Genomic DNA, 24,027 nt, shown 5'->3' with positions numbered 1-24,027 from the left:
TCCCCGGCCCCCAGCAGCCCTCCGAACAGCGCCAGACGGGCTCCTTCCCCGCCGTGCCCGCCGAGGGCGCGCCGGGGCCGCGCGAGACGGGGGCGTTCGCGGCGCAGAGCGGCTCCTTCCCCGCACAGCCGCAGAGCGGCGCGTTCCCCGCACAGCCGCAGGGCGGCGGGCCGCGTCAGGGCCTGGCCGGCGAGGGCGGCCTGCCGCAGCGGCCGGTCCCCGGGCAGCAGGAACGCCTTCCGCAGCGCCCCACAGGCGCGCAGCCGGGCCGACAGGACCCCGGCGCCCTCCCGTCCCGGCCGGGCACGCCGGGGGCCGCAGGCTCCGTCCCCGCGCCCGGGACCGCCCCCGGCGCTCCTGGCGGCCCCGCCCCGGCGTCCGGCGGCCCGCACACCGGCCCGCATACCGGCTCGATGCCGGCCGTGCCCGCCGCTGCGCCTGCTGACGGGGCCCCGGCCTACCCGGCCGCCGCGCCCACGGAGGCCGACCACGCGATGGTCCGGGTCGTGGACAACCTCTTCCGCAGCCTGGACAAGCTGGAGCTGGCGGTGGCCGTGCACCGGCTGTTCGCCGAGGACCCGGTCAGCCTGCGCACGCTCGCCCACAAGATGCTGGTGGAACGGGACGCGCTCTCCCAGGCCCAGCGCACCGCCGAGGAGCGCGTGCTGCACTGGCTGCGCTCGTCCGAGTCCGCCCCGGTCACGGGACACATGTTCCGGCTGACCGAGTGGCTGGGCGCGGCGGCCACCGAGGACCAGCTCATCGGCGCCGACCCGGCCCACCCGGTCATGGTCCCGTCGCTGCGCACGCCGCTCTGGCGGGTGCTGGTCACGCTGATGCCCGATCGCCGCTTCCAGGACGGCTGGCTGGTCGTGGGCGACATCCACGGCCTGCAGGCCCGTACCCGGCAGCTCCTGGCCGCCAGCCCGCCCGACGCCGACCTCGTGGGGCTCATGGGCGAGCTGGGCATCCGCACCCACTCGGCCAAGGCGTGGCTCGACGGCCTGCCGCCCGAGGCGGCCCCGGACTCGGTCGCCGCCGCGCCGTCGCCGGCCCAGCCCCTGCCCCGCCGCACCCCCGGCGCCAACGGCCACCACCACCGGGGCGGCCAGCCCATCCCGGCCGCGACGGCCGGATCCATCGACCCGTCCGCCGCGCTCGCCACGCTGTCGGCGCTGTCGGGAGGCCGGGCGGCGATGATCCCGACCGGCGGCCTGGCGGGCGCGCCGGCCACGCCTCCGCCGCCGCTCCCGAGCCCGTCGTCGGACCCGCGCCGCTGGCAGCGCATCGAGGTCACGCCCGACCACCTCAGAGGCGGCCCGGTGGCGGTGCCCGAGGGGTACGCGGCACAGCTCGGCATGCGTCCCGGCACGCTGCTGTCGGTGACGGGGCCCGGCGACAACGCGATCGTCCTGGTCTGGCAGGGCCACCAGCCGGTCTTCGACTCCCTCCAGCCCGTGCTGATGCGGCTCAACGCCCGCCCGGGCGACCAGGTGTACGTCACGGTGGACGGCTACCGCCTCGAGGCCCAGCTCACCGGCTGACCCCGGGCGGCGCGGTCAGTCGAACAGGCGCAGCCGGTGGGCGGTGGCCGCGGCCTCGCCCCGCGTGGCCACCCCCAGCTTGGCCAGGATGTTGGACACGTGCACGCTCACCGTCTTGATCGAGATGACGAGTGTCTCGGCGATCTCCCGGTTGCTACGGCCGTTCGTCACCTCGCGCAGCACCTCCAGCTCGCGTGCCGTGAGCCCGAGCGGCTGGCCGTCGGGGCCCTCCGGCGTGCCGCCGCCGATCCTGGCCCGCCGCCCGAAGACGTCGAGCTGCTCCAGCAGCGGTGTGGCGCCGAGTTCGCGGGCCAGGTCGCGGGCGCGGGTCAGCCGGGCCGCCGCCCCCTGGCGGTCGCCCGCCGCGAACGCCGCCTGCGCCGCCGGCACCAGGCACTGCGCCTCCGCGTACGGCTCCCGCAGCGCCTCCCATGCCCCGGCCGCGAGGTCGGACGCCTTGACCCGCCAGGCGACCGCCTCGCCGTCCGGCTCCGGCGCTGCGGCCGCGGCCGTGGACCCGGCCGTGGACCCGGCCGTGGACCCGGCGAGCGGGCCGGTCAGGGCGGTGAACATGAGCCGGTGCGCCTGCTGCAGCTCGCCGTCGGCCACCAGCTCCTGCCCGAACGCCCGCAGCCGCGGCAGCAGCGACAGCGCCAGCCGGGCGAGCGGCCCGGCCGCCCCCTGGCCGCCCTCACCCGGCAGCGGCCGCCCCGCCGGCACCACGGCCGAGACGAGCTGCGCGATCGTCACCAGCACCGGCCAGGCGTAGCGCGAGCTGCTCGCCAGGTCGTGCTCCTCCAGCGCCCGCGCCGCCGTCTCCACCGCCTGCTCCAGTTGCCCGCACGCCTGCGGCAACCGGATCTCCCTGCACAGGTGGGGCAGCGTCGTCTGGTCGCGGAACGAGCCGCGTGACAACACCGAGCGCGAGGCCGCCAGCAGCCGCTCCGCCCGGTCGAACTGGCCCCGCGCCAGCGCGATGTCGGCGGCGAACCCCTGCAGGCTGGCCCGGTAGGGGGCGGGCGGCGCGAGGTCGAGGGCGTGCTCGATGACCTGGAGGGCCTCGTCCCAGCGGCCGAGCGACACCAGGGGCTCGGCCAGGTTGATCGCCAGGAACGTGCCGGAGGTGCGGGCCAGGCCGTACTGCCTGGCCCCTTCGGCCCCCTCGCGGGCGACCTGGGCCGCCCGCTCGTGCCGGCCGGCGCCTTCGAGCGCGTCGGACTCGGAGATCGCGCAGCGCATCAGCGCGTTGTAGGCGTCGCCGCCGTGGGCGATCCGGCGCGCCCGCGCGAACGACTCGAGCTGGGTGTCCATGTCGCTGTAGCGGGCGTGCCCCCAGGTGTAGGTGATGAGCGCGTGGGTCTCGACGTTGATGTCGCCCACCTCGTGGCCGATCTCCATGGCGAGCCGGGCCGTGGCCTGCCGCTCCGGCTGGTCCTCGGGCCGGTGGAGCATGCGTGACAGGCTCTCCAGCACCTGGCCGCGCAGCTTGGGCTGGTCGGCGGGCACGAGGGCGGCGGCCCTGCGCAGGTCTTCGACGTGGCCGGGGCGGCTGAGGTCGTAGCGGGTCAGGCCGCGCTGGCGCAGCAGGGTGGCCGACCTGATCGGGTCGGCGTCGTGGTCGAGGTCGGCGAGGGCGGCGGTGGCCATGGCGATGCTGCGCTCGTACTCGCCGGCCAGGTGGGCGACGGTGGCGGTCTGCCTGAGCACGTCGATGCGGTCGCCGCCGATGCGCTCGGCCGCGTCGGGCACCTGGTCCCACAGCTCCAGCACCCTGGACAGCATGCGGAGCTGCTCGTCGTAGGCGGTGGACTTGCGGGCGGCGGAGGCGGCGTGCCAGGCGCTGGCCAGCGCCCAGGTGGAGTCGTGGGCGGAGTGCCAGTGGTGGGCCAGCTCGATCGCGCCGCGCGGGGCGGGCAGGATCGTCAGGTCGCGCTCCAGCGCCTCGGCGTAGCGGGTGTGCAGGCGGATGTGCTCGCCGGGCAGCAGGTCGTCGTGGAGCGCCTCGCGGATGAGCGCGTGGCGGAAGCTGTAGCCCTCGCCGTCGACGACGAGCACGTTGCCGGCCACCGCGGGCCGCAGCGCGCGCGACAGCGCGTTCTCGTCGAGCCCGGCGACGGCGCTGAGCAGGGCGTGCTCGATGCGCTGGCCGCCGGCGCTGGCCACCCGCAGCAGCTCCTGGGTCTCCTCGGGCAGCCGTTCGACGCCCGCCAGCAGCAGGTCGCGCAGCGACTCGGGCAGCGCCTCGTCGCCGCCGGACTCGCTGAGCAGCGCCTCGACGAACAGCGGGTTGCCCTCGCTGCGCGCGTAGATCAGGTCCATGGTGGCGGCGGCCGGCTCGTGCCGCAGGATGCCGGCCGCCAGGGCGACGGCCTCCCGCCGGGTGAGCCGGCGCAACTCGGCCCTGGTGACCCACTCGACCCGGCCCAGCTCGGCGAGCAGCGGCCGCAGCGGGTGGTTGCGGTGCAGCTCGTCGGTACGGTAGGTGACCGCGATGAGCAGGCGGGCCGCGGTGCGCTGGTAGCGGATGAGGAACGTCAGCAGGTCGCGGGTGGAGCGGTCGGCCCAGTGGGCGTCCTCGACGATCAGCACCACGGGCCGTTCCTCGGCCAGCCGCTCCAGCAGCCCGAGCATCTGCTCGAACAACCGCGCCCTGGCCTCGGGCCCGTCTTTGCCCGGCTCGCCGAACTCGGGCAGCAGCCGCGCCAGCGCGCGGGCGTTCCCGCCCGGGACGAGCTCCGCCACGGCGTCGCGGCCCAGCTCGCGCACCAGCCCGCGCAGCACGGCGGTGAACGGCGCGAACGGCAGGCCCTCGGTGCCCAGTTCGAGGCAGCCGCCGACGAGCACGCGCGTGTCGGCGGCCCCGTGGCCGGTGAACTCCCTGATCAGCCGGGTCTTGCCGACGCCCGCCTCGCCGCCGACGAGCACGGTGGAGGATGACCCGGCGCGCGATCGGGCCAGTGCGTCGCCGAGAGTGGCGAGCTCGCGGGCCCGCCCGACGAACAGGGGGCTCACGGCGTGGATACTCACGCCCCCAAGAATGCCATCCGCCACCGACACAAACCGCCCAGGGGCGGTTCAGGGGTTCAGCGCAGGACCTTGCGGAAGAACGTGGCCGACGCCTCGTAACCCAGCGCGTGGTAGAACTCGGGCGCCCGCCGCGTCGCCATCGCCACGTAGCCGGCCTCGCGGGTACGGGCCCACCGCTCGAACTCCTCCAGCAGCGCCCGCCCGAGCCCCTGGCGGCGCGAGCCCGACTGGACCATGGCCTCCTCGACCCAGGCGACCGGCCCGTTGGCGAACAGCGTCAGGTGCACGAAGCCCAGCAGGTAGCCCCGCACCCGCCCGCCGACCACGGCCGTGACCAGCAGGGCGTCCTGGTTGGCCAGCAGGGTGGGCAGGGCGGCGTCGAAGGCGGCGCGCTCCGGCCTGAACGTCAGGCCGAACTCGCGGGCCAGCGCGAACAGTTCGTCCGCGTCCGACTTCTCCGCTCTCCTGATGAGAAGATCGTCAGCCGTCATGACCAACGACCCTAGATCGCCGCCCGCGTTTCACGCAAACACCTGTTCACAGATCGGGGTTCACAGGTCCCCGAGACCGAGCTGCCGGGCGATGAGCATGCGCTGCACCTCGCTGGTGCCCTCGCCGATCTCCAGGATCTTGGCGTCGCGGTAGAAGCGGCCCACGGGGAACTCGTTCATGAACCCGTATCCGCCGAAGACCTGGGTCGCCTCCCGCGCGTTGTCCATCGCCGCGTTCGACGAGACCAGCTTGGCGATCGCGGCCTCCTTCTTGAACGGCAGCCCGGCCAGCATCTTCTCGGCCGCGTGGTAGTAGGCCAGGCGGGCGGTGTGCGCGCGGGCCTCCATGTCGGCGATCTTGAACTGGATGGCCTGGTAGTGGCCGATCGGGTGGCCGAAGGCCCGGCGCTCCCTGACGTACTTCAGGCACTCGTCCACGCAACCCTGCGCCAGCCCCACGCCGATCGCCGCGATCGCGACGCGGCCCTCGTCGAGGGTCTGCAGGAACTGGGCGTAGCCCCGGCCGCGCTCGCCGAGCAGGTTCGCGGCGGGCACGCGGCAGCCGGCGAACGACAGCTCCCGCGTGTCGGAGGCGTTCCAGCCGACCTTGGAGTACTTCTTCGACACCGTGAACCCGGGCGTGCCGCTGGGCACCAGGATGGTGGAGATCTCCCGCTCTCCGGTGAGCGCGGCGACGCCGACGACGCCGGTCAGGTCGGTGCCGGAGTTCGTGATGAACGCCTTCGTCCCGTTGATCACCCATTCGTCGCCGTCGAGCACGGCCGTGGTGCGCATCCCGCCCGGCACGTCGGAGCCGCCGCCCGGCTCGGTGAGCCCGAACGCGCCCAGCATCTCGCCCGTGGCCAGCCTGGGCAGCCAGGCACGGCGCTGCTCGTCGTCGCCGAAGCGGAAGATCGGCATCGCGCCCAGCGACACCGCCGCCTCGACCGTGATCGCCACGCTGGAGTCGACCCTGGCCAGCTCCTCCAGGGCCAGGCAGAGCGCGAAGTAGTCGCCGCCCATCCCGCCGTACTCCTCGGGGATCGGCAGGCCGAACAGCCCCATCGCGCCCATCTGGCGCACGATGTCGTACGGGAACTCCTCCCGCTCGTAGAAGTCGCCGATGACCGGCGCGACCACCTCGCGGGCGAACGCCTCGACCGTCTTGCGGAGCTCTTCGTACTCGTCCTTGAGCATCTCTCAGCCTTTCGAAAGCGCCTGTACGACGCGGGAGGGGCTGGGCCGACCGAGCAGCTCCGCCAGCCAGACGCTGGTGGAGACGAGCTTGCCCAGGTCGAGGCCGGTGTCGATGCCGAGCCCGCGCAACATCCAGACCAGGTCCTCGGTGGCCAGGTTGCCGGTGGCGGACTCGGCGTACGGGCAGCCGCCGATGCCGCCCGTGGAGGCGTCGACAGTGGTGACGCCCGCTCTCAGCGCGGCCAGGGTGTTGGCCAGCGCCTGTCCGTAGGTGTCGTGGAAGTGCACGGCCAGCCGCTCCGGCGTGCGGAAGGCGTTGATCAGCGCGGTGACGTGGCCCGGGGTGCCGACGCCGGTGGTGTCGCCGAGCGACAGCTCGTGGCAGCCGAGCCCGAGCAGCCGCTCGCCGACCGTGACGACCTGCGCGATCGGCGTCGGGCCCTCCCAGGGGTCGCCGAAGCACATCGACACGTACGCCCGCACCCGCAGGCCGCCGTCCAGCGCCCTGGCCACGACCGGCTCGAACATCTCGAACTGGCTCTCCAGGCTGCGGTTCAGGTTCTTGGCGGCGAACGTCTCGGTGGCGCTGGCGAAGATCGCGATCTCGGCCACGCCCAGGTCGAGGGCGCGGTCGAGGCCGCGCTGGTTCGGCACGAGCACGGGGTAGCGCACGCCCGGCCGCCTGCGCAGCCGCCGCAGCAGCTCGTCGGCGTCGGCGAGCTGCGGCACCCACCTGGGGTGCACGAAGCTGGTCGCCTCGATCACCTTGTGCCCGGCGTCCGCCAGCCGGTCGATGAACTCGGCCTTGACCTCGACGGGCACGACCGAGGGCTCGTTCTGCAGCCCGTCGCGCGGCCCGACCTCGTAGACCGTGACCTGCTTCGGAAGACCTTCCACGGGGTACGGCATCACGCCTCCTCGGCGGTGACCACGGCCAGCACGGCGTCCATGTCGACCGGCTGGCCGGCCTGCACGGGCAGTTCGGCGACGACGCCGTCGCGGGGGGCGGTGACGGTGTGCTCCATCTTCATGGCCTCCACGATGACCAGCGGCTGCCCCTCGGCCACCCGCTCGCCCGGCTGCGCCTTGACGACCAGGACGGTGCCCGGCATGGGGCTCCTGACCACGCCGTCGGCCGCCTGCGCGGCGCCCGCGCGGTCGCCGGGGTCGCCGATGAGGTGGCGGGTGAACGGCCAGGCCGCACCGTCGCGGCCCAGCCAGAGGGTGTCGCCGTCGCGTGCGCAGAGGTAGCGCGTGCTGCGCCCGCCGAGCGTGACGGCCAGCCGTCGCTGGTCGAGCCGGATTCGCGCGGGCACCGCTTCATCATCGATCCGGACCTCGGCCGCTTGTTCGGGCAGGTTGCGCACCTGGACGGCGTGCACCCCGCCCCGGGGCTCCAGCCGCCACGTCGTCCAGGCCCGTTCCCCGATCCGCCACCCGTCGGTGACCTCCCACGGGTCGTCGCCCTGCGGCAGGGCGTGGAAGACGAGCGCCGCCGCGGCGACCGCGTCGTCCGGCGGCGGGCCGTCGAGCGGCAGCTCGGGCAGCACCCGTTCGACCAGCCCGGTGTCCAGTTCGCCCGCCGCGACGGACGGGTGCGCGGCCAGCGCCCGCAGGAACGGGATGTTGGTCACCACGCCGAGCACGGCCGTGCCGGCCAGCGCCCGGTCCAGCGCCCGGAACGCCGCCGCCCGGTCGGGGCCCCAGGCGACGACCTTCGACAGCATGGGGTCGAACTCGCTGCCGACGACGCCGCCCTCGACCAGCCCGGAGTCGACCCGGACGATCGTGCCGTCCTGGCCGGCGGGCTCGCTGAGGGCCAGGACCCGGCCGCCGGTCGGCAGGAAGCCGCGCGCCGGGTCCTCGGCGTAGACCCGGGCCTCCACCGCGTGCCCGTCGAGCCGCACCTCGTGCTGCCCGAACGGCAGCGGCTCCCCCGCCGCCACCCGCAGTTGCAGCTCCACCAGGTCCAGGCCGGTCACCAGCTCGGTGACGGGGTGCTCGACCTGCAGCCGGGTGTTCATCTCCATGAAGTGGTAGGCCCCGCCGGCTCCGTCCACGATGAACTCGACGGTGCCCGCCCCGACGTATCCGACCGCGCGGGCGGCCTCCACCGCCGCCGCTCCCATGCGGGCGCGCGTCTCGGGGCCGACGAAGGGCGACGGGGCCTCCTCGATGATCTTCTGGTGCCGGCGCTGGAGGCTGCATTCGCGCTCGCCGAGGTGGACGACGTTGCCGTGGGTGTCGGCCAGGACCTGGATCTCGATGTGACGGGGGTTGTCGACGTAGCGCTCGATGAGCAGCGTGCCGTCGCCGAACGCGGCCCGTGCCGTGCGCCGCGCCGAGTCGAGGGCGTCGGGCAGTTCGGCGGCGGACCGGACCAGCACCATGCCCTTGCCGCCACCGCCCGCGGACGGCTTGATCAGGGCGGGGAAGTCACGCCAGCCCTCCAGCCCCGGCCCCTGCGGCCCCTGCTCGGCCGCGCCCGGCACCACGGGCACGCCGGCGGCGGCCACGGTGGCCTTGGCGCGGATCTTGTCGCCCATCGCGTCGATGGCCTCGGCCGGCGGCCCGACGAACACCAGCCCGGCCTCGGCGCAGCGCCGCGCGAACGCGGCGTTCTCGGCGAGGAACCCGTAGCCCGGGTGCACCGCCCGCGCCCCGGAGGCCAGCGCCGCCCCGGCGATCGCCTCGGCGTCCAGGTAGCTCGGCACCTCGATGGCGACGTCGGCCTCGAGCACGTGCCTGGCCCCCGCCTCGGACGGCGTGTGCACGGCCACGGACGTGATGCCGAGCCGGCGCAGCGTGCGGGCCACGCGGACGGCGATCTCGCCCCTGTTGGCGATCAGAACACGGTCGAACAACATGCGTCACATCCGGAAGACGCCGTAACCGGCGGGCTCGAGCGGCGCGTTGGCCGCCGCGGACAACGCCAGGCCCAGGACCGTTCGGGTGTCGAGCGGGTCGATCACGCCGTCGTCCCAGAGCCGGGCCGTGGAGTAGTAGGGATTGCCCTGATGCTCGTACTGGGCCCGGATCGCCTCGGGGTCGGCGTCGCCGACGGTGGTCAGGACGTTCGCCGCCTGCTCGCCGCCCATGACCGAGATGCGGGCGTTCGGCCACATCCACAGGAACCTCGGCGAGTACGCCCGGCCGGCCATCGCGTAGTTCCCCGCGCCGAACGAGCCGCCGATCACCACCGTGAACTTCGGCACCCGGGCGCACGCCACCGCGGTCACCATCTTGGCCCCGTGCTTGGCGATGCCGCCCGCCTCGTACGCCTTGCCGACCATGAAGCCGCTGATGTTCTGCAGGAACAGCAGGGGGATCCGGCGCTGGTCGCACAGCTCGATGAAGTGCGCCCCCTTCATCGCCGACTCGCCGAACAGGATGCCGTTGTTGGCCAGGATGCCCACCGGGTGCCCGTGGACGTGGGCGAAGCCGGTGACGAGCGTCGAGCCGTACTCGGCCTTGAACTCCAGGAAGCGTGACCCGTCCACGAGCCTGGCGATCACCTCGTGCACGTCGTACGGCTGGCGGGTGTCGGCGGGCACGATGCCGTACAGGTCGCGGGGGTCGTGGCGGGGCGGCTCGGGCGCGATCGTCTCCCAGGGCCTCGGGGCGCGCGGGGCCAGCGTGGAGACGATGTCGCGGACGATGGCCAGGGCGTGCGCGTCGTCCTCGGCCAGGTGGTCGGTGACGCCGCTGACGCGGGCGTGCAGGTCGCCGCCGCCCAGTTCCTCGGCCGTGACCTCCTCGCCGGTGGCCGCCTTCACCAGGGGCGGGCCGCCCAGGAAGATCGTGCCCTGGCCGCGTACGATGACCGCCTCATCGCTCATGGCGGGCACGTACGCGCCTCCGGCCGTGCACGAGCCGAGCACGGCGGCGATCTGCGCGATGCCGCGCGCGGACATCGTGGCCTGGTTGTAGAAGATGCGCCCGAAGTGCTCGCGGTCGGGGAACACCTCGTCCTGCCTGGGCAGGAAGGCTCCGCCCGAGTCGACGAGGTAGACGCAGGGCAGCCGGTTGTGCAGCGCCACCTCCTGCGCGCGCAGGTGCTTCTTGACCGTGACCGGGTAGTACGTGCCGCCCTTCACGGTGGCGTCGTTGGCCACGATCACGCACTCGCGGCCCGAGACCCGGCCGACGCCGGTGATGAGGCCCGCGGCCGGGGCCTGGTCGTCGTAGAGGCCGTTCGCGGCCAGCGGCGACAGCTCCAGGAAGCGGGAGCCGGGGTCGAGCAGGCCGTCCACGCGGTCGCGCGGCAGCAGCTTGCCGCGTTCGACGTGCCGCCGCCGCGACCGCTCGGGGCCGCCGAGCGCGGCGGTCGCGAGGCGTTCGAGCAACTCCGTGGCGAGCCGCTCGTTGAGCTCGGCGTTGCGCTTGTACGCCTCGCTCGCGGGCTCCGCGGCCGATTTCAGCACCGGCCATTGGCTGCTCATGAATCCCCTCCCATGCCACGAATGTTAGTCATCATTAACGTCATCGTCTAGCATGTGAGACGTGACCACCGCCTCGGACACCCCTACCCGCAGCCGGCGCAACAGGCGCGCGGAGATCCTGGAGGCCGCCGCCCGGCTGTTCGCGGCCCGCGGTTTCCACGGCGTGTCGATCGAGGACATCGGCGGCGCGGTCGGCGTCTCCGGCCCGGCCCTCTACCGCCACTTCGACGGCAAGGAGGCGCTGCTGGCGGAGCTGCTGCTCGACGTCAGCTCGCGGCTGCGTGAGTCGGCCGCCCGGGTCGTCACCGTCGCCGCCGGTCCCGACGAGACCCTCGACGCGCTGCTCGACGTGCAGATCGCGTTCACGACGGAGCAGCCGGCGCTGATCACCGTGCACGACAGGGAGCTCGGCAACGTGCCGGAACCCGCGCGCCGGCAGATCAGGCGGCTGCAGCGGCTCTACGTCGAGGAGTGGGTGACGGTGCTGGCCGAGCTGCATCCCGCCTGCCCGGCGGCGCGGCTGCGCGCGGCCACGCACGCGGTGTTCGGCCTGCTCAACTCGACCCCGCACAGCGCGGGCGAACTGCCGGCGCAGGACATGCGCCCGATGCTGCACGCGATGGCGCGCGCGGCCATCGCCGCGTCCGTCCGCTGAGGCGCGTTAAGGATCGCTAACTTTCCGCCCGAGCGGCGGGAGGTGTGCGAAGGGCGAGGCCCGGGGCGGACGTCCGCCCCGGGCCTCGGTCCGGTGTTCAGGTGATCAGGTGGTCAGCGCTTCACGCGGACGAGGTCCGAACGGCTGCCGGAGCCGTAGGCGTCGTCGTCACCGCGGAAGGTGAACTTCCACCGCCCCGACTTCCACGCCTTGGCCTTGGTGTAGAGCCGCCCGCTGCCAGTGGACCAGGTGGACTTCACGTACTGCCACTTCTTCGAGCCCAGCGGCTTGAAGTACAGCCGCGCCCTGCCCTGGTAGCCCGCCCAGGAGCCTTCGTCGTCGATCTGCAGCACTCCCCTGAACCTCAGGTAGCCGCCGCGATTGACCGGCTCCGGGTAGGCGTTGAACTTGATCAGCCGCGTGTCCGCCTTGTCCGCCGGGGGCGGCGGCGGGGGCTGGTCGACCCGCACCCAGTCGGCGACGCCGGTCGAGCCGCTGATCCCGCGGGAGCCGCGGAACTCGGCGCGCCACCAGCCGGAGGCGACGGCCTCGGCGGAGGCGTGGAAGCGGCCGTGGCGGCCGGTCACGTCGCTGGTGACGTACTCCCAGCGGCGCGCGCCGTCGGCCTTGAAGAAGATCGACACACGCTCGCCGGCCAGGCCGCCGCGGCCCTCGACCCGCAGCGCGCCGGTGAAGGAGAGCCGGTCGCCCTGGTCGACCGGCTCGGGACTGGCGTCGAAGCCGGCGATGCTGCTGCCCAGGTCGCGGCGCCGGACGTCCACCCTGTCGCTGTCGCTGACGGAGGCCCTGGCGGTGGCGGTGGCCGCGAAGGAGGCGCGCCACCAGCCGGTGGCCCTGGCCTCGACGCGGGCGTCGAACCGGCCGTCGCGGCCGGTCGTCACCTTGACGACCTCGCGGTGGTCGTCGGAACCGCGCTCGCGGAAGGTGAGGGAGACGGACTGGCCGTCGTAGCCCCTGCCGTCGGCGAGCAGGCGGCCGGAGACGCGGATGGTCTCGCCCCTGTCGACCAGGTCGGGGCCGGCGTCGAAGTCGACGATCTTGGTGGTGAGGGCCTTGACGACGTCGAACGAGCCGGACTGGGTGACCTCCCCGCCGTCCCCGCGCGCGGTGGCGGCGTAGTCCCACTTGCCGGCCGCGCCGGGGCCGAAGGACTTGGTGCCCGTCCACTTCAGCCCGCCGTCGACGGGCGACGACGTGACGGTGACGGTTTCCCCGTTGAGCTTGAGCCCGGCCGTGGCGGCGTTCGTCGTGGTGAAGGTGAACGTGACGGCGACGTCGGCGTCGAAGACCACGACGGGCGCGGCCGGGCTGAGCCCGACCCTGGTGACGGTGGGTGCGGGAGCCGCCGACGCGGCCGGCGTGACCAGGGCGATCGCCCCGGAGACGGCCAGCACGAAGGCGAGGGCGGCGACACGGATGCGTTGTAACATGCGGGTTCCTTCCTGGAGACCCCAGTGGTTCAACGCGGCATTGAGGGTGCCACGTGTGCACTACCAGTAGACGTGCCCGCCACCGATAAAGTTCTGAATACTGACAAACAGTTACCAGCCGGGGTCAAACGGGCCGCTCCTCCCAACATGTCGCCGGCGTCCGGCAGACGTCAGGGCCGATCAAGGACATAATCGATGCTGTGGCGCGCGACACGGTTGAGACGCATTTCATCGAGACGGTTTCGACGCTGGAGGCGGGCCCCCCACGAGATCCGGGGCTACCGATCCGCGAAGGAACGTCCCTGACCGGGGAACAGTGCAGGTCGCTGTTCCGCAGCCAGCTCGACAGCCGGCTGCTCGACATCGCGGCCCGCTGGCTGCGCGAGCGGGACGAAGGCTTCTACACGATCGGCTCGGCCGGTCACGAGGGCAACGCGGCCGTCGCCGCCGCCCTGCGGGCCACCGACCCCGCGCTGCTCCACTACCGCTCCGGAGCCTTCTACCTGGCCAGGTCCGAGCAGGCCGGCCGGCTGCCCGAGCAGGGCCTGCGCGACGTGCTGAAGGGCCTGACCGCCGCCGCCGACGAGCCCATCGCGGGCGGGCGGCACAAGGTGTTCGGCCACCCCGACCTCGCCGTCATCCCACAGACCTCGACCATCGCCAGCCACCTGCCCCGGGCGGTCGGCGTGGCCTTCGCCATCGAGCGGGCACGGGCGCTCGACGTCCGGAGCGCCTGGCCCGAGGACGCGGTCGCGGTGTGCAGCTTCGGCGACGCCTCGATCAACCACGCCAGCGCCCTGTCCGGCCTCAACACCGCGTCCTACGCCACCTACCAGGGCCAGCCGCTGCCGCTGCTGTTCGTGTGCGAGGACAACGGCATCGGCATCAGCGTGCGCACCCCGAAGGGCTGGGTCGAGGCGGTCTCCCGGCGGCCCGGCATCGAGTACTTCGCCGCCGACGGCTGCGACCTGCCCGCCGCCTACGACGCCGCCGTCCGGGCCGCCGAGCACGTACGCGAGCGGCGCTCGCCCGCGTTCCTGCACCTGTCCACGGTGCGGCTCATGGGGCACGCCGGGTCCGACGTCGAGTCCGCGTACCGCACGCACCGCGAGATCAAGGCCGACCTGGAGCGCGACCCGCTGGTCCGCACGGCCACCCTGCTCGTCGAGGCCGGGCTGGTCCGGCCCGGCGAACTGCTCAAGATGTACGAGTCGGCGCGCGAGCACGTCCTGAAGATCGCCGAGGAGACGGCGCGCAGCCCGCGGCTCGGCTCGGCCAAGGAGATCATGGAGCCGATCGCGCCGCGCCGGCCCGAGCTGATCGCCAAGATCGGCCCGATGGCGGCCCCGGCCACGGCCAGGGAGAAGGCGTTCGCCGGCGCGCTGCCGGAGAACGACAAGCCGCAGACGCTCTCGCAGGCCATCAACCGCACCCTCGCCGACGCGCTGGCCGTCTACCCGGAGATGACGGTCTTCGGCGAGGACGTCGCCAAGAAGGGCGGCGTGTACGGCGTGACCCGCGGGCTGCAGAAGCGCTTCGGCGCGGCGAAGGTGTTCGACACGCTGCTCGACGAGCAGGCCGTCCTGGGGCTGGCGCTCGGGTCGGGCGTGTCGCAACTGCTGCCGGTGCCCGAGATCCAGTACCTCGCCTACCTGCACAACGCGCTCGACCAGATCCGGGGCGAGGCGGCCACGCTGTCGTTCTTCTCGCGCGGCGCCTACACGAACCCGATGGTGGTGCGGGTGGCCGCGTACGCCTACCAGAAGGGGTTCGGCGGGCACTTCCACAACGACAACGCGGTGGCGGCGCTGCGTGACATCCCCGGGCTGGTCATCGCCTCGCCGGCGCGGCCCGACGACGCCGCGGCGATGCTGCGCACCTGCCTGGCGGCGGCCCGTACGGCGGGCTCGGTCTGCGTGTTCCTGGAGCCGATCGCGCTCTACCACACGCGCGACCTGTTCGACGGGGGCGACGGCGGCTGGCTGGCGCCGTACGCGCCGCCCTCGCGCTGGGCGGAGACGCACGTGCCCATCGGGCGGGCCCGCTCCTACGGCGACGGGCGCGACCTGACGATCGTGACGTTCGGCAACGGGGTGCGGATGAGCCTGCGCGCGGCGGTCCGGCTGACCCAGGAGGGTTACGGCTGCCGGGTGCTCGACCTGCGCTGGCTCGCGCCGCTGCCGACCGAAGACCTGCTGCGGGCCGCCGAGCTGACCGGGAACGTGCTGATCGCCGACGAGACCCGGCACAGCGGCGGGGTCTCGGAGGGGATCGTGGCCGAACTGCTCGACGCCGGGTTCACCGGACGGCTCGCCCGGGTGACCTCGTCCGACAGCTTCATCCCGCTCGGCAGGGCGGCCGATCACGTGCTGCTGTCGGAGGAGGAGATCGAGCAGGCGGCCCGCAAGCTGCTGGGCTGATCCTCGGCTTACCGAGCCGGTTTCGCCACCGCGCCCCTGATGCAGGCCGGCTTGGACCAGGCGACCGTGGAGGTCTCCGAGATGGCCAGCGGCACGCCCACCAGGAAGCAGTAGCCGCTGTCCGGGTCCAGGCCGGCGACCCGGGTGGAGGTGGCGCCCTGCGTCAGCGGGGTGATGGCCTGCCCGCCCTGCTCCACCGGGGAGCGCTGGACGACCACGGGGTACTTCCGCGCGCCCGCCGGGAGCGACCAGCGCAGTTCCACCAGCTCGCCCTGGTCGGCGGTCACCTTGACCTGGCGGGGCGCCAGGGCGGCCACCTGCCGCTCGTCGATGGGGCCCGGTTCGCCGGTGCCCGACGGTTCGGCGGTGGACTTCGCGGGCGGTGTGGTGGCGGGCGGTGTGGTGGCGGGCGTCCGGGTCGAGAGGTGGACGGCCAGGGCCGTGCCGGCGACGACCACGGCCGCCGACGCGCCGCCGATCAGGACCATCCTCCCGGCGAAGGAGGCGCCACCGGGCCGGCGTCCGGACGGGGGCATCGTCGAGGCGAGCGGGGCGGCCTCACCGGTCGGCCGGTTCCCCGGAGAGGCGGCCGGCCGGTAGCCGTGCCCCGAATAGGCGAACGGAGCGTCCGCACCGGACGGCTGGTAGCCGTGCCCCGGATAGACGATCGGGGCGGCCTCGGCGGTCGGCTGGCTCCCGTGCTCCGGGTAGGCGGTGGGCGGGTGCGGGCCGCCCGTCCAGCCGGTCCCCTGCGGGTCCGGGGGCGGCGGCTCGGGGTCGCGGTGGCCGGACGGGCCCGGCCAGGGCGGCGGCAGGCGGTGGCCGGTGCTCGGGAACCCGCCGCCCGCCGGCGCGGACAGGTGCGCGGCGGGGTCCTGGAGCGAGGCGGCGGGCAGTGCCGAATCCAGGGCCGGATCCACGGTCGAATCGGCGGTCGAATCGGCGGCCGGCGGGGCGGCGTCCTGGCCCACCAGGTCCGTGACCGGCAGGCCCAGCTCCGCCTGGAGCGCCTGGAGGTGCCGGGCCAGCTCGCGCGCGGACCCGTACCGGCTGTCGGGGTGTTTGGACATCGCCCGCGCGATCGTCTCCGACACCGCCGCCGGCAGGTCCGGCCGGTCGATCGGCGGCGGCTCGACGCTCAGCACCCGGTACATCAGCGGCGCGATCGACGGGTCGGACGGGTTGTGGAAGGCGGGCCGGCCGGCCAGCAGGTGGTAGAGGGTCGAGCCGAGCGAGTAGATGTCGGTGGCGGCCGAGTGGGGTTGGCCGGTCAGCACTTCGGGGGCCGCGTGCAGCGGGGTGAACGCCTGCGAGGTGATCGAGATCTCCGAGGAGTCCACGACCCGGGCCACACCGAAGTCGGCGATCGCGGGCTCGCCGTAGCGGGAGATGAGGATGTTCTGCGGTTTGATGTCGCCGTGCAGGACGCCCGCCTCGTGCACGGCGGCCAGCGCGCCGGCCAGCTTGACGCCCGCCCGCAGCACCTCGGGCAGCGGCAGCGGCCCCTCCTTGCGGACCTTGTCGCGCAGGGAGCCGTTCTCGAAGAAGTCCATCGCGATGTACGGCTTGCCGGAGCGCGTCACGCCGGTGTCGAAGACGGTCACGACGTTCGGGTGGCCGGTGAGGCGGCCGGTGAGCTGCAGCTCGCGCTGGAACCTGCGCATCGTGCGCTGGTCCACGCGGTCCACCGACAGCACCTTCAGCGCCACGACGCGGTCGAGGCGCTCCTGGTAGGCGCGGTACACGACGGCGAATCCGCCCTGGCCCGCCTGGTCGAGCACCCGGTAGCCGGGCGCGTCCTCGGCTGGCAGCACTGCACTCTCCCCCTGTTGCTGAGGAGTTTAGTGCGAAATAACGGGACTAGAGCGGGTTCATCAGGTAGGCGCCGAACGCCACCGAGACCAGCGCCACCAGCATGAAGAAGAACACGTAGAACCCGCCGGGCAGGACCGTCAGCCTGGCGAGCTGGTCGGCGTCGGAGTCCCTGGCCTGCCTGCGGCTGCGCTTGCGCTGCAGCTCGACGATCGGCCGGACCCCGCCGAACAGCAGGAACCACGCCGAGACCAGGGCCACGACCTGCTGCACGTCCGCGGGGGCGTACATGACCAGGGCGAACACCGCGCCGCCGGTGACCAGCAGGATCAGCGCGCCGTACAGGTTGCGGATCAGCAGCAGCATGCAGACCAGGAGCAGCAGCACGCCCCAGATCAGCAGCGTGATCAGCCCCTGCTCGGTCAGCCAGGCCGCGCCCAGGCCGAGCAGCGAGGGCGCGAGGTAGCCCGCGAGCGCGGTCAGGACCATGCCGGGGCCGGTGGGCCGGCCCCTGGTCAGGGTCACGCCGGAGGTGTCGGAGTGCAGGCGGATGCCTTCGAGCTTGCGCCGGGTGAGCAGCGCCATCACCGCGTGCCCGCCTTCGTGGGCGATCGTGATCAGCCCTCTGGACACCTGCCAGGGCATCCGGAACGAGACGATCACCAGCGCGGCGAGAGCCGAGACCGCCACGACCCAGGGGTCGGGGTCAGGCTGAACCTTGATCAGGTGGGCCCAGAACTTGTCCATCGAGGAGAAACACTAACCGGTCGGCTTACCCCGCGGCGCCGGGAAAATCAGGGTTGTTCCGGTGCGGCCAGGCCCGGTGCCGGCTCGGGCCGGGGGCGCAGGCCGTCGAGTGCCATGGTCAGCACGCGTTCGAACTGCCCGGGATCGGCGAAGCTGATCACCGTCAGACCGGCCACCAGCCGCAGGACGTCGTCGAAGGCCGCGTCCGGCCGGGCGGCCCCGGCCGCCTGGGCGCGCCGCAGCAGCGGCTCCCCGGCCGCCTGGATCGCCGCGCGCCCGCCGCGGAAGAGCTCGGCGTCGTGGCTGGGCGCCTCGGCCAGGGCGCGCTTGGCGGCGAAGAGGGACGCACTACCGGCTCGGCCGCACGCTCAACTCCCCGCAGAGCCTCAGCCGGCCGCACCCGAAGATCATGGTCGGCGGCTCCGGCGAGCGCAAGACGCTGCGGCTGGTGGCCCGGTACGCCGACGCCTGCAACCTCCTGGGCGGCCTGGACGGGCCCGAGATCACCCGCAAGCTCGACGTGCTGCGCGAGCACTGCGAGCGGGAGAAGCGCGACTACGACGAGATCGAGAAGACCACGGTGCTCGTCCTCGACCCGTCCGCCGACGAGCCCGGCGGCGTGCTGGAGCGGCTGCGCGTCCTGCACGAGCACGGCTTCACCGCCGTGTACGTGACGGTGCTCGCAGGGGACCCGTTCGCGGCCCTCGACCTGCTCGGCACGCACGTGATCCCGGAGACCTCCGCCTGGCGGTGACCCGGCAGCGGCGCGCGGGCCGATCCGCGTCACGTTCTCGCAGGTGGGCGTGGTCTCATAGGAGGGTGAACGATCGGCACGTGGCGCTCATCAACGCCTTCCACGACGCTCTCGGCGAGGCCGACCTCGCCGCCATGGAGCGCTGTTACCACCCCCAGGTCAGCTTCGGCGACCCCATCTTCCAGGAGGTCGAGGGCCGCGACCGGGTGATGCGGATGTGGCGGCTGCAACTCGGCCTGCGCGACCGGCCGAGGTCGGGCTACCGCGACGTCACGGCCGACGACTTCACCGCCACGGCCCACTCGACCACCCGCTACGTCTTCAACCACACGGGCCGCGAGGTCGCCGTCGAGACCGACTCGCTGTTCAGGTTCGAGGACGAGCTGATCGTCCGCCACCACGACACGTTCGACTTCAGAAGATGGTCGAAAATGGCACTTGGCAGACCACATGGGGTGCTGTTCGGATGGACCCCGACGTGGCGCAAGACCATCAGGGACCGCGCGACGCAGCGGCTCGACGAGGCGAGCCCGACGTAGCCGACGTCAGGAGGGGCGATGGCCAGGGTGAAGGGGTTCAGGCGCGGCGGCGACACGCGCGAGGAGGCGCCCGAGCACTCCATGGACCCGCGCGCCGCCGAGGAGCTCCCCTACCGGCCCACGGTCATCGACAACGCGATCTACCACGACGGCGAGCGGGTCGACAACCCCGGCTCGCTCGCCGACGCCTTCGAACGGCTCAAGCACACTCCTGACGCCATGGCCTGGATCGGGCTGTACCGGCCGAAGGAATGGGAGCTGGTCAAGCTCGGCGAGGAGTTCGAGCTGCACGAGCTGGCGCTGGAGGACGCGATCGTCGGCTCCCAGCGCCCCAAGGCCGACCGGTACGGCGACACCCTGTTCGTGGTGCTGCGGGCCGCGCGTTACCTGGACGACGTGGAGGAGGTCGCCTTCGGCGAGCTGCACGTCTTCGTCGGCCCCAACTTCGTGATCACCGTCCGCCACGCCGAGGCCCCCGACCTCCAGGGCGTGCGCAAGCGCATGGAGTCCGACCCCGAGCTGCTGCGGCAGGGCCCGCAGGCCGTCCTGTACGCCATCCTCGACGCCGTCGTGGACGGCTACGCCCCGGTGGTGGGCGGGCTGCAGAAGGACATCGAGGAGATCGAGGCCCAGGTCTTCGGCGGCGACCCGTCGGTCTCGCGGCGCGTGTACGAGCTGTCGGGCGAGGTCATCGAGTTCCAGCGGGCCACGGCGCCGCTGATCGGGATGATCCACGGGTTCATCGCGGGGGCGCGCAAGTACGGCGTGACCGACGAGTTGCAGAGCTACCTGCGCGACGTGGCCGACCACGCGATCACCGTGACGGAGCGCATCTCGTCCTTCCGCCAGATGTTGCAGAACATCCTGATCGTCAACTCGACGCTCGTCACGCAGGCCCAGAACGCCGAGATGGCGCGCATGACCGAGGCCAGCATCCAGCAGGGCGAGGAGGTCAAGAAGATCTCCGCGTGGGCCGCCATCCTCTTCGCCCCCACGCTCGTCGGCACCGTCTACGGCATGAACTTCGAGTTCATGCCCGAGACGCACTGGGCGTTCGGGTATCCGTTCGCCATCGTGCTCATGGGGGCCGTGTGCGTGGCGCTCTACACGGTCTTCAAGCGCCGCGGCTGGCTCTGAGCGCCGGCCGGGGTCAGTGCCTGAGCCCGCCGAGGACCAGCCACAACGCGCCGGCCTGGATCAGCCCGGCCACGTCGATGGCCAGGATCCAGCCGATCCCGGTCAGGCCGCTGCGCGAGACGACGTAGCTCAGCGCCGGCGGGGACCGATGTGCTGGGCCGGCCGCTTTCTAGGTGGCGTCGGCGCCGTTCTGGGGGTCGCCGAGACGGACTCCCTGACGGTACGTCCACGCCCACGCCTCACACCCGAACGGCGAGCCGTAGGCGGGGCAGGTGCGGTCGGTCAGGGTGGTGTAGAAGACCTCGTCCACGGCGCTCTTCTTGTCGGGGGTCATGTAGTAGGTGGTGGCCGGGAGCTTGTAGTAGTTCCCGATGACGCCGAAACCGTAGTCGTGCATGTCGCAGGCGACCGCGAAGTTGTAGCCGCCGGGCGCGTCGCCGGTGGGCGAGCTGCAGTGGTCGTAGGTGATGCCGATGACGGTGTGCCCGGTCGGCGTGGTCTTGGCGGACGACGCCTTCCAGCCGTAGTGGGCGACCGGGCTGACCCGGCACTCGCTCTGCGTGTGCCACATCCACTGGGACGCGTTCGGGCAGGTGGACGGGACGTTGAGCAGGCCGATCCCCGGACCGTCCGAGGAGGCGGCCTCGTCCAGGGTGGCCTTCGGCCGGGCGCCGGAGGCGGGGAAGGCGATGTCCCACGTGCCGGCGGCGGGCGAGGCGAGCCGGGCCAGGCGGCCGGCCTGGTCGTAGGAGTAGGTCGTGGTGGCCGTGCTCCGGCCGTCGTCCAGGGTGGCGGAGCGCAGCAGGCCGCTCTCGTCGTAGGCGTAGGCGGCGCGCTTGTGGACGGCGCTCTGCTTCGACTTGCTCTCGGCGGAGGCGAGCAGCCCGGCGAAGTCGCCCGGCTTGCCGGCGGTGGCCGTGGTGGTGCCGGCGTAGGTCAGCGTGAGCGTGGTGTCGAGGTCGGTGACGACGGCCGCGCGGCCCTTGTCGTCGTAGGTGACGGTGGAGGCGCCGTACGCGGCGGTCGCGACGGAGGTGACCCGCCAGTCGCCGGCGACCTGCTCCCAGGTGAGCACCAGGTCGAGGTCGGCGGCCTTGATCGTGGAGCCGGCGGTGACGCCGGTGGCGGTGCCCTGGGCTATGGTCTCCGTCGCCTGGGTGCGGGCCTGGCCGTCGGCGTCCTTGGTGGTGGTGACGGTGAGGGTGGAGCCGGCGGCGGCGTACGTCTGCTCGCCGGCCTTGGCCTGGCCCTGGACGGCGTACCGGATGCTCTCGCCCTCGGCCAGGTCGGTGGCCTGGGCCTGGCCGCCGCTCAGGTCGAGCCGGCGGCTCGTCATGCCGCCGAGGATGTCCGCCTGCCAGCCCGCTCCGAAGACGGACAGGTCGGCGCGTTCCGCGGCCGGCGAGGTCGCTTCGAATCGGCCGTTCTTCTGGCTGGTGATCCGGTAAACGCGGTCGAAAACGCCGGTGAATTCCGCGCGTTCGGGGAGTTCGAAAGTCCGGGTCTGCGGAATGTACAGGCCCGGGCCGGTGATGTTCACGTCTCTGGTGGGCTGCGAGGGCGCCGCCGACGTCTTCTGATCCGCGACGGCCGGGGACAGCGGAGCGGCGAGTGCCGCCGCGCATAACGCGGCGATGAGCGCGACACGCGAAATGCCCATGCGAGGGTACGTCCTTTCGGGAGATCTCGGGCCGGGCGCGCGGAAATCGCCGGATCACCGCCGCTCACGACCCTTTGACGCCCCTCAGTATCGAGGCTGTCGATTGCCTGTCAAGGTATAAAAGAATGGGCGGCATAGCCGGTTATGGGGAGTCCGAAAATTGTTTCGGCAGGTGAGATCAGGTGGAATGGCCGGTATAGGAATGCTCGAGGTCCGCTGTAGCAGGGCGCAGTTCCTCCGCGAGTGCCCCGGTTCCGGCGGGCGGTGCGGGAGGCGTGCCGGGCTCAGCGCAGCAGGAGGCGCTCGCGCAGGCGGGTGGCGAGCGGGGTGCGGGCGCGTACGGCCCGGCGGACGGCGTCGCTGTGCCGCCACGCCTCGGCGGCGTCGGCGTCGGTGACGTCCTCGGGGGCGTACCGCACCACGTTCGAGAGCTCGGCCAGCGGTTCGAGGTGCACGGAGATCTCGCCCGGCCGGCCGGACACCACGTCACCCGCCGTCAGCGCGTGGTCCCGGCCCAGCCCCAGGTCGGCGCAGGTCTGCCGCCACGCGCCGAGCACCCGCCGCCCCGGCTCCGGGGCGCGGCGGCGCTCCCGCCTGCGCCACCACGGCACGGCTGCCGTCGCGCCCGTGTACGCCGCCAGCAGCGCGCCCGCCGCCACCGCGGCGATCACCCACGGACCGGGCCCGTCCGCGGCCTGCTCCCCCTCGTCCGCGGCCGTCTCGGACGCCTTCGGACGCTCGGCGCCGCCCTTGGCGAACTCGCCCTCCAGCTTCTCGCTCTCCTCGATCGCCGAGGAGGCCACCTCGTGGTCGTCCTTGGCCCCGCTGCGGCCCGGCGTGGGGTAGAACGGCCGCCAGCCCAGCCCTTCGAACTTGATCTCCGCCCACGCCATGACATGTCCGGACTTGACGTGGTACACGCCGCCGGACTCCTGGCCCGGCCGGAACCCGACGACCACCCGCGACGGCAGCCCGAGCGTCCTGGCCATGAGCGCGAACGTGGCCGCGAACTGCTCCGACGTCCCCCGGTGCGCGGTCTGCAGGAAGAACTCCAGGCTCTTGAGCGAGTGCCCCGGGGGCGCGGTGACGTCGTAGGCGGCGCTCGCGCGCAGGTGGCTCTGCAGCCGGTACGCCTGCCTGATCGGCTCGTCCGCACCCTCGACGGCCTGCCGGGCGAGCCTGCGGAAGAGCTGCTCCTGAGGGCTGTCGGGGAAGGCGGTCAGGCTCGCGTCGCCGACGGGGACGGCCGCCAGGAGGTCCTCCTTCGAGGGCTTCGGCACGCGGGAGGTCACCTCGTAGCCGAACCCCTTGGCGGGCTTGGCGGCGGCGAGCAGGGAGCCGCTGGCGGGGTCCACGCTCAGGCCGCGCACACCAATCACCTCCTCGGGACGCTCGGCGGCGGGCAGCCAGGTGCCGGGCAGGCCGGTGAGGGTGACCCGCTGGCGCACCACGTCGGCGGCGCCCGTCCACTCGCCCTCCGGGACCCGGCCGCCGGTCGGCCGGAAGCGCGCGCCGGAGGTCCAGCGGACGCCGTCGTAGCGGTCGAGCACGGCCAAGCGCCAGTTCTGCGGCCGGTCGGCTCTGACCGTGAACAGGTCGCGGTCGGGGATCTGCAACCACGCCGAGACCCGGTCGAGCGGGCTGACGCTGTCCACGCGGGCGGGCGGGGGCAGGTCGGCGTCCTGTCTCGGGTTGTACGGCCGGGCCGCGATGGGCAGGACCGGGCCCACGACCAGGGCGAGCACGGCGATCCCGGTCGCGGCGGCGAGCCCGGCCGCCAGCCAGGCCGGCGGGCGGCCGTCGCGGACCAGCGCCAGGGCGGCGACCAGCACGAACAGGGCCGCCGCGACCGGCAGGTTGGAGCCCGCGCCGTCCACGCCCAGGACGAGCGCCAGGCCGAAGACGACCAGGGCGGGCAGGGCGGCGGCGATCCTCGTGCCGGTGCGGGCCAGGATCTCCGCACCCGTGGTGGCCGCCGCCCACACCAGCGTGTGCACGAGGACCAGCAGCTCCGGCTCGGGCTGGGCGGGCAGGAGGGTGGTCAGCAGGGCGTGCCAGGAGTCGACCACGTCGGCGGGGACGGACGGCGACAGCGTCCCGTACAGCGGGACGGTGCCGGCCAGCCAGAGCACCAGGTCCAGGGTGAGGGCC

Annotated in this window: 17 protein-coding genes and 1 pseudogene; 6 read left to right on the top strand and 12 right to left on the bottom strand. The window is 73.3% G+C overall.

The window, feature by feature from the left end:
- Positions 1-1,544 (top strand): annotated as a pseudogene (locus FAF44_RS41805) (hypothetical protein); the annotation flags it as partial.
- A 15-nt stretch (positions 1,545-1,559) separates the two neighbouring features.
- On the opposite strand, the gene FAF44_RS55295 reads toward FAF44_RS41805, so the two are convergent.
- From FAF44_RS55295 to FAF44_RS41770, 6 genes are read right to left on the bottom strand one after another with little or no spacing between them, the layout of a single operon-like run.
- Entirely contained in the window at positions 1,560-4,571 is a 3,012-nt protein-coding gene (locus FAF44_RS55295; RefSeq protein ID WP_308193473.1) for an AAA family ATPase, read from the bottom strand.
- Positions 4,572-4,627: 56 nt separating this feature from the next.
- Positions 4,628-5,062, bottom strand: coding sequence for a GNAT family N-acetyltransferase (locus FAF44_RS41790; protein WP_237108940.1), 435 nt, complete (start codon positions 5,060-5,062; stop codon positions 4,628-4,630).
- Between the two features lie 60 nt (positions 5,063-5,122).
- Entirely contained in the window at positions 5,123-6,259 is a 1,137-nt protein-coding gene (locus FAF44_RS41785) for an acyl-CoA dehydrogenase family protein (protein WP_237108939.1), read from the bottom strand.
- A gap of 3 nt (positions 6,260-6,262) precedes the next feature.
- Positions 6,263-7,168, bottom strand: coding sequence for a hydroxymethylglutaryl-CoA lyase (locus FAF44_RS41780; protein WP_237108938.1), 906 nt, complete (start codon positions 7,166-7,168; stop codon positions 6,263-6,265).
- Positions 7,168-9,126 (bottom strand): biotin carboxylase N-terminal domain-containing protein, encoded by a 1,959-nt coding sequence (locus tag FAF44_RS41775; RefSeq protein ID WP_237108937.1) that lies wholly within the window; start codon positions 9,124-9,126, stop codon positions 7,168-7,170. The genes FAF44_RS41780 and FAF44_RS41775 overlap by 1 nt, the downstream gene beginning before the upstream one ends.
- Before the next feature lie 3 nt (positions 9,127-9,129).
- Positions 9,130-10,701 (bottom strand): carboxyl transferase domain-containing protein, encoded by a 1,572-nt coding sequence (locus tag FAF44_RS41770; RefSeq protein ID WP_237108936.1) that lies wholly within the window; start codon positions 10,699-10,701, stop codon positions 9,130-9,132.
- Positions 10,702-10,762: 61 nt separating this feature from the next.
- Here FAF44_RS41770 and FAF44_RS41765 point away from each other — a divergent pair, with 61 nt between their 5' ends.
- Positions 10,763-11,356: a TetR/AcrR family transcriptional regulator gene (locus FAF44_RS41765; protein ID WP_237108935.1), complete on the top strand. Its 594-nt coding sequence runs from the start codon at positions 10,763-10,765 to the stop codon at positions 11,354-11,356.
- Positions 11,357-11,469: 113 nt separating this feature from the next.
- On the opposite strand, the gene FAF44_RS41760 is transcribed toward FAF44_RS41765, so the two are convergent.
- On the bottom strand, positions 11,470-12,807 hold the full coding sequence (locus FAF44_RS41760; protein ID WP_237108934.1) for a hypothetical protein: 1,338 nt from the start codon (positions 12,805-12,807) through the stop codon (positions 11,470-11,472).
- Between the two features lie 200 nt (positions 12,808-13,007).
- Between FAF44_RS41760 and FAF44_RS41755 the strand changes: the two genes are divergently transcribed.
- Positions 13,008-15,227, top strand: a complete 2,220-nt coding sequence (locus tag FAF44_RS41755; protein ID WP_237108933.1) for a thiamine pyrophosphate-dependent enzyme — start codon at positions 13,008-13,010, stop codon at positions 15,225-15,227.
- 8 nt (positions 15,228-15,235) lie between these two features.
- Here FAF44_RS41755 and FAF44_RS41750 read toward each other — a convergent pair whose 3' ends face one another.
- The 3 genes from FAF44_RS41750 to FAF44_RS56495 are packed head-to-tail and all read right to left on the bottom strand — an operon-like array spanning position 15,236 to position 18,106.
- Positions 15,236-17,041: a serine/threonine-protein kinase gene (locus FAF44_RS41750; protein ID WP_237108932.1), complete on the bottom strand. Its 1,806-nt coding sequence runs from the start codon at positions 17,039-17,041 to the stop codon at positions 15,236-15,238.
- Positions 17,042-17,087: 46 nt separating this feature from the next.
- A complete protein-coding gene (locus FAF44_RS41745) occupies positions 17,088-17,786 on the bottom strand; it encodes a M50 family metallopeptidase (RefSeq protein WP_237108931.1) in 699 nt (232 codons plus the stop codon).
- Between the two features lie 47 nt (positions 17,787-17,833).
- Positions 17,834-18,106, bottom strand: a complete 273-nt coding sequence (locus FAF44_RS56495; RefSeq protein ID WP_368857789.1) for a hypothetical protein — start codon at positions 18,104-18,106, stop codon at positions 17,834-17,836.
- An 89-nt stretch (positions 18,107-18,195) separates the two neighbouring features.
- Between FAF44_RS56495 and FAF44_RS41740 the strand changes: the two genes are divergently transcribed.
- The 3 genes from FAF44_RS41740 (at position 18,196) to FAF44_RS41730 (ending at position 20,216) form a co-directional block, all read left to right on the top strand.
- Positions 18,196-18,540 carry a hypothetical protein gene (locus FAF44_RS41740; protein ID WP_237108930.1) on the top strand — a complete coding sequence of 115 codons (345 nt, stop codon included), beginning with the start codon at positions 18,196-18,198 and terminating at the stop codon, positions 18,538-18,540.
- A 65-nt stretch (positions 18,541-18,605) separates the two neighbouring features.
- Positions 18,606-19,079 carry a nuclear transport factor 2 family protein gene (locus FAF44_RS41735; protein WP_237108929.1) on the top strand — a complete coding sequence of 158 codons (474 nt, stop codon included), beginning with the start codon at positions 18,606-18,608 and terminating at the stop codon, positions 19,077-19,079.
- An 18-nt stretch (positions 19,080-19,097) separates the two neighbouring features.
- Positions 19,098-20,216 carry a magnesium and cobalt transport protein CorA gene (locus FAF44_RS41730; RefSeq protein WP_237108928.1) on the top strand — a complete coding sequence of 373 codons (1,119 nt, stop codon included), beginning with the start codon at positions 19,098-19,100 and terminating at the stop codon, positions 20,214-20,216.
- Between the two features lie 169 nt (positions 20,217-20,385).
- Here the strand turns inward: FAF44_RS41730 and FAF44_RS55285 are convergent, their stop codons facing one another.
- Together FAF44_RS55285 and FAF44_RS41720 are read right to left on the bottom strand one after the other, a co-directional pair.
- Complete coding sequence (locus FAF44_RS55285) at positions 20,386-21,876, bottom strand: phospholipase A2 (RefSeq protein WP_272895744.1); 1,491 nt, start codon at positions 21,874-21,876, stop codon at positions 20,386-20,388.
- Positions 21,877-22,160: 284 nt separating this feature from the next.
- Positions 22,161-24,027: DUF3488 and transglutaminase-like domain-containing protein (locus FAF44_RS41720; protein ID WP_237108927.1), on the bottom strand; the 1,867-nt coding region annotated here is incomplete at its 5' end.

Origin of the sequence: Nonomuraea sp. MG754425, from assembly GCF_021699195.1 — a bacterium.
GTDB lineage: Bacteria > Actinomycetota > Actinomycetes > Streptosporangiales > Streptosporangiaceae > Nonomuraea.
This window is presented reverse-complemented; position numbering and strand designations above follow the sequence as displayed.

What these genes read in the sequence shown, in the direction of transcription:
- FAF44_RS41790 (WP_237108940.1), bottom strand. Translation starts at nt 5,062, where the DNA reads ATGACGGCTGACGATCTTCTCATCAGGAGAGCGGAGAAGTCGGACGCG.
- FAF44_RS41785 (WP_237108939.1), bottom strand. Translation starts at nt 6,259, where the DNA reads ATGCTCAAGGACGAGTACGAAGAGCTCCGCAAGACGGTCGAGGCGTTC.
- FAF44_RS41780 (WP_237108938.1), bottom strand. Translation starts at nt 7,168, where the DNA reads ATGCCGTACCCCGTGGAAGGTCTTCCGAAGCAGGTCACGGTCTACGAG.
- FAF44_RS41775 (WP_237108937.1), bottom strand. Translation starts at nt 9,126, where the DNA reads ATGTTGTTCGACCGTGTTCTGATCGCCAACAGGGGCGAGATCGCCGTC.
- FAF44_RS41770 (WP_237108936.1), bottom strand. Translation starts at nt 10,701, where the DNA reads ATGAGCAGCCAATGGCCGGTGCTGAAATCGGCCGCGGAGCCCGCGAGC.
- FAF44_RS41760 (WP_237108934.1), bottom strand. Translation starts at nt 12,807, where the DNA reads ATGTTACAACGCATCCGTGTCGCCGCCCTCGCCTTCGTGCTGGCCGTC.
- FAF44_RS41745 (WP_237108931.1), bottom strand. Translation starts at nt 17,786, where the DNA reads ATGGACAAGTTCTGGGCCCACCTGATCAAGGTTCAGCCTGACCCCGAC.
- FAF44_RS41740 (WP_237108930.1), top strand. Translation starts at nt 18,196, where the DNA reads ATGGTCGGCGGCTCCGGCGAGCGCAAGACGCTGCGGCTGGTGGCCCGG.
- FAF44_RS41730 (WP_237108928.1), top strand. Translation starts at nt 19,098, where the DNA reads ATGGCCAGGGTGAAGGGGTTCAGGCGCGGCGGCGACACGCGCGAGGAG.
- FAF44_RS55285 (WP_272895744.1), bottom strand. Translation starts at nt 21,876, where the DNA reads ATGGGCATTTCGCGTGTCGCGCTCATCGCCGCGTTATGCGCGGCGGCA.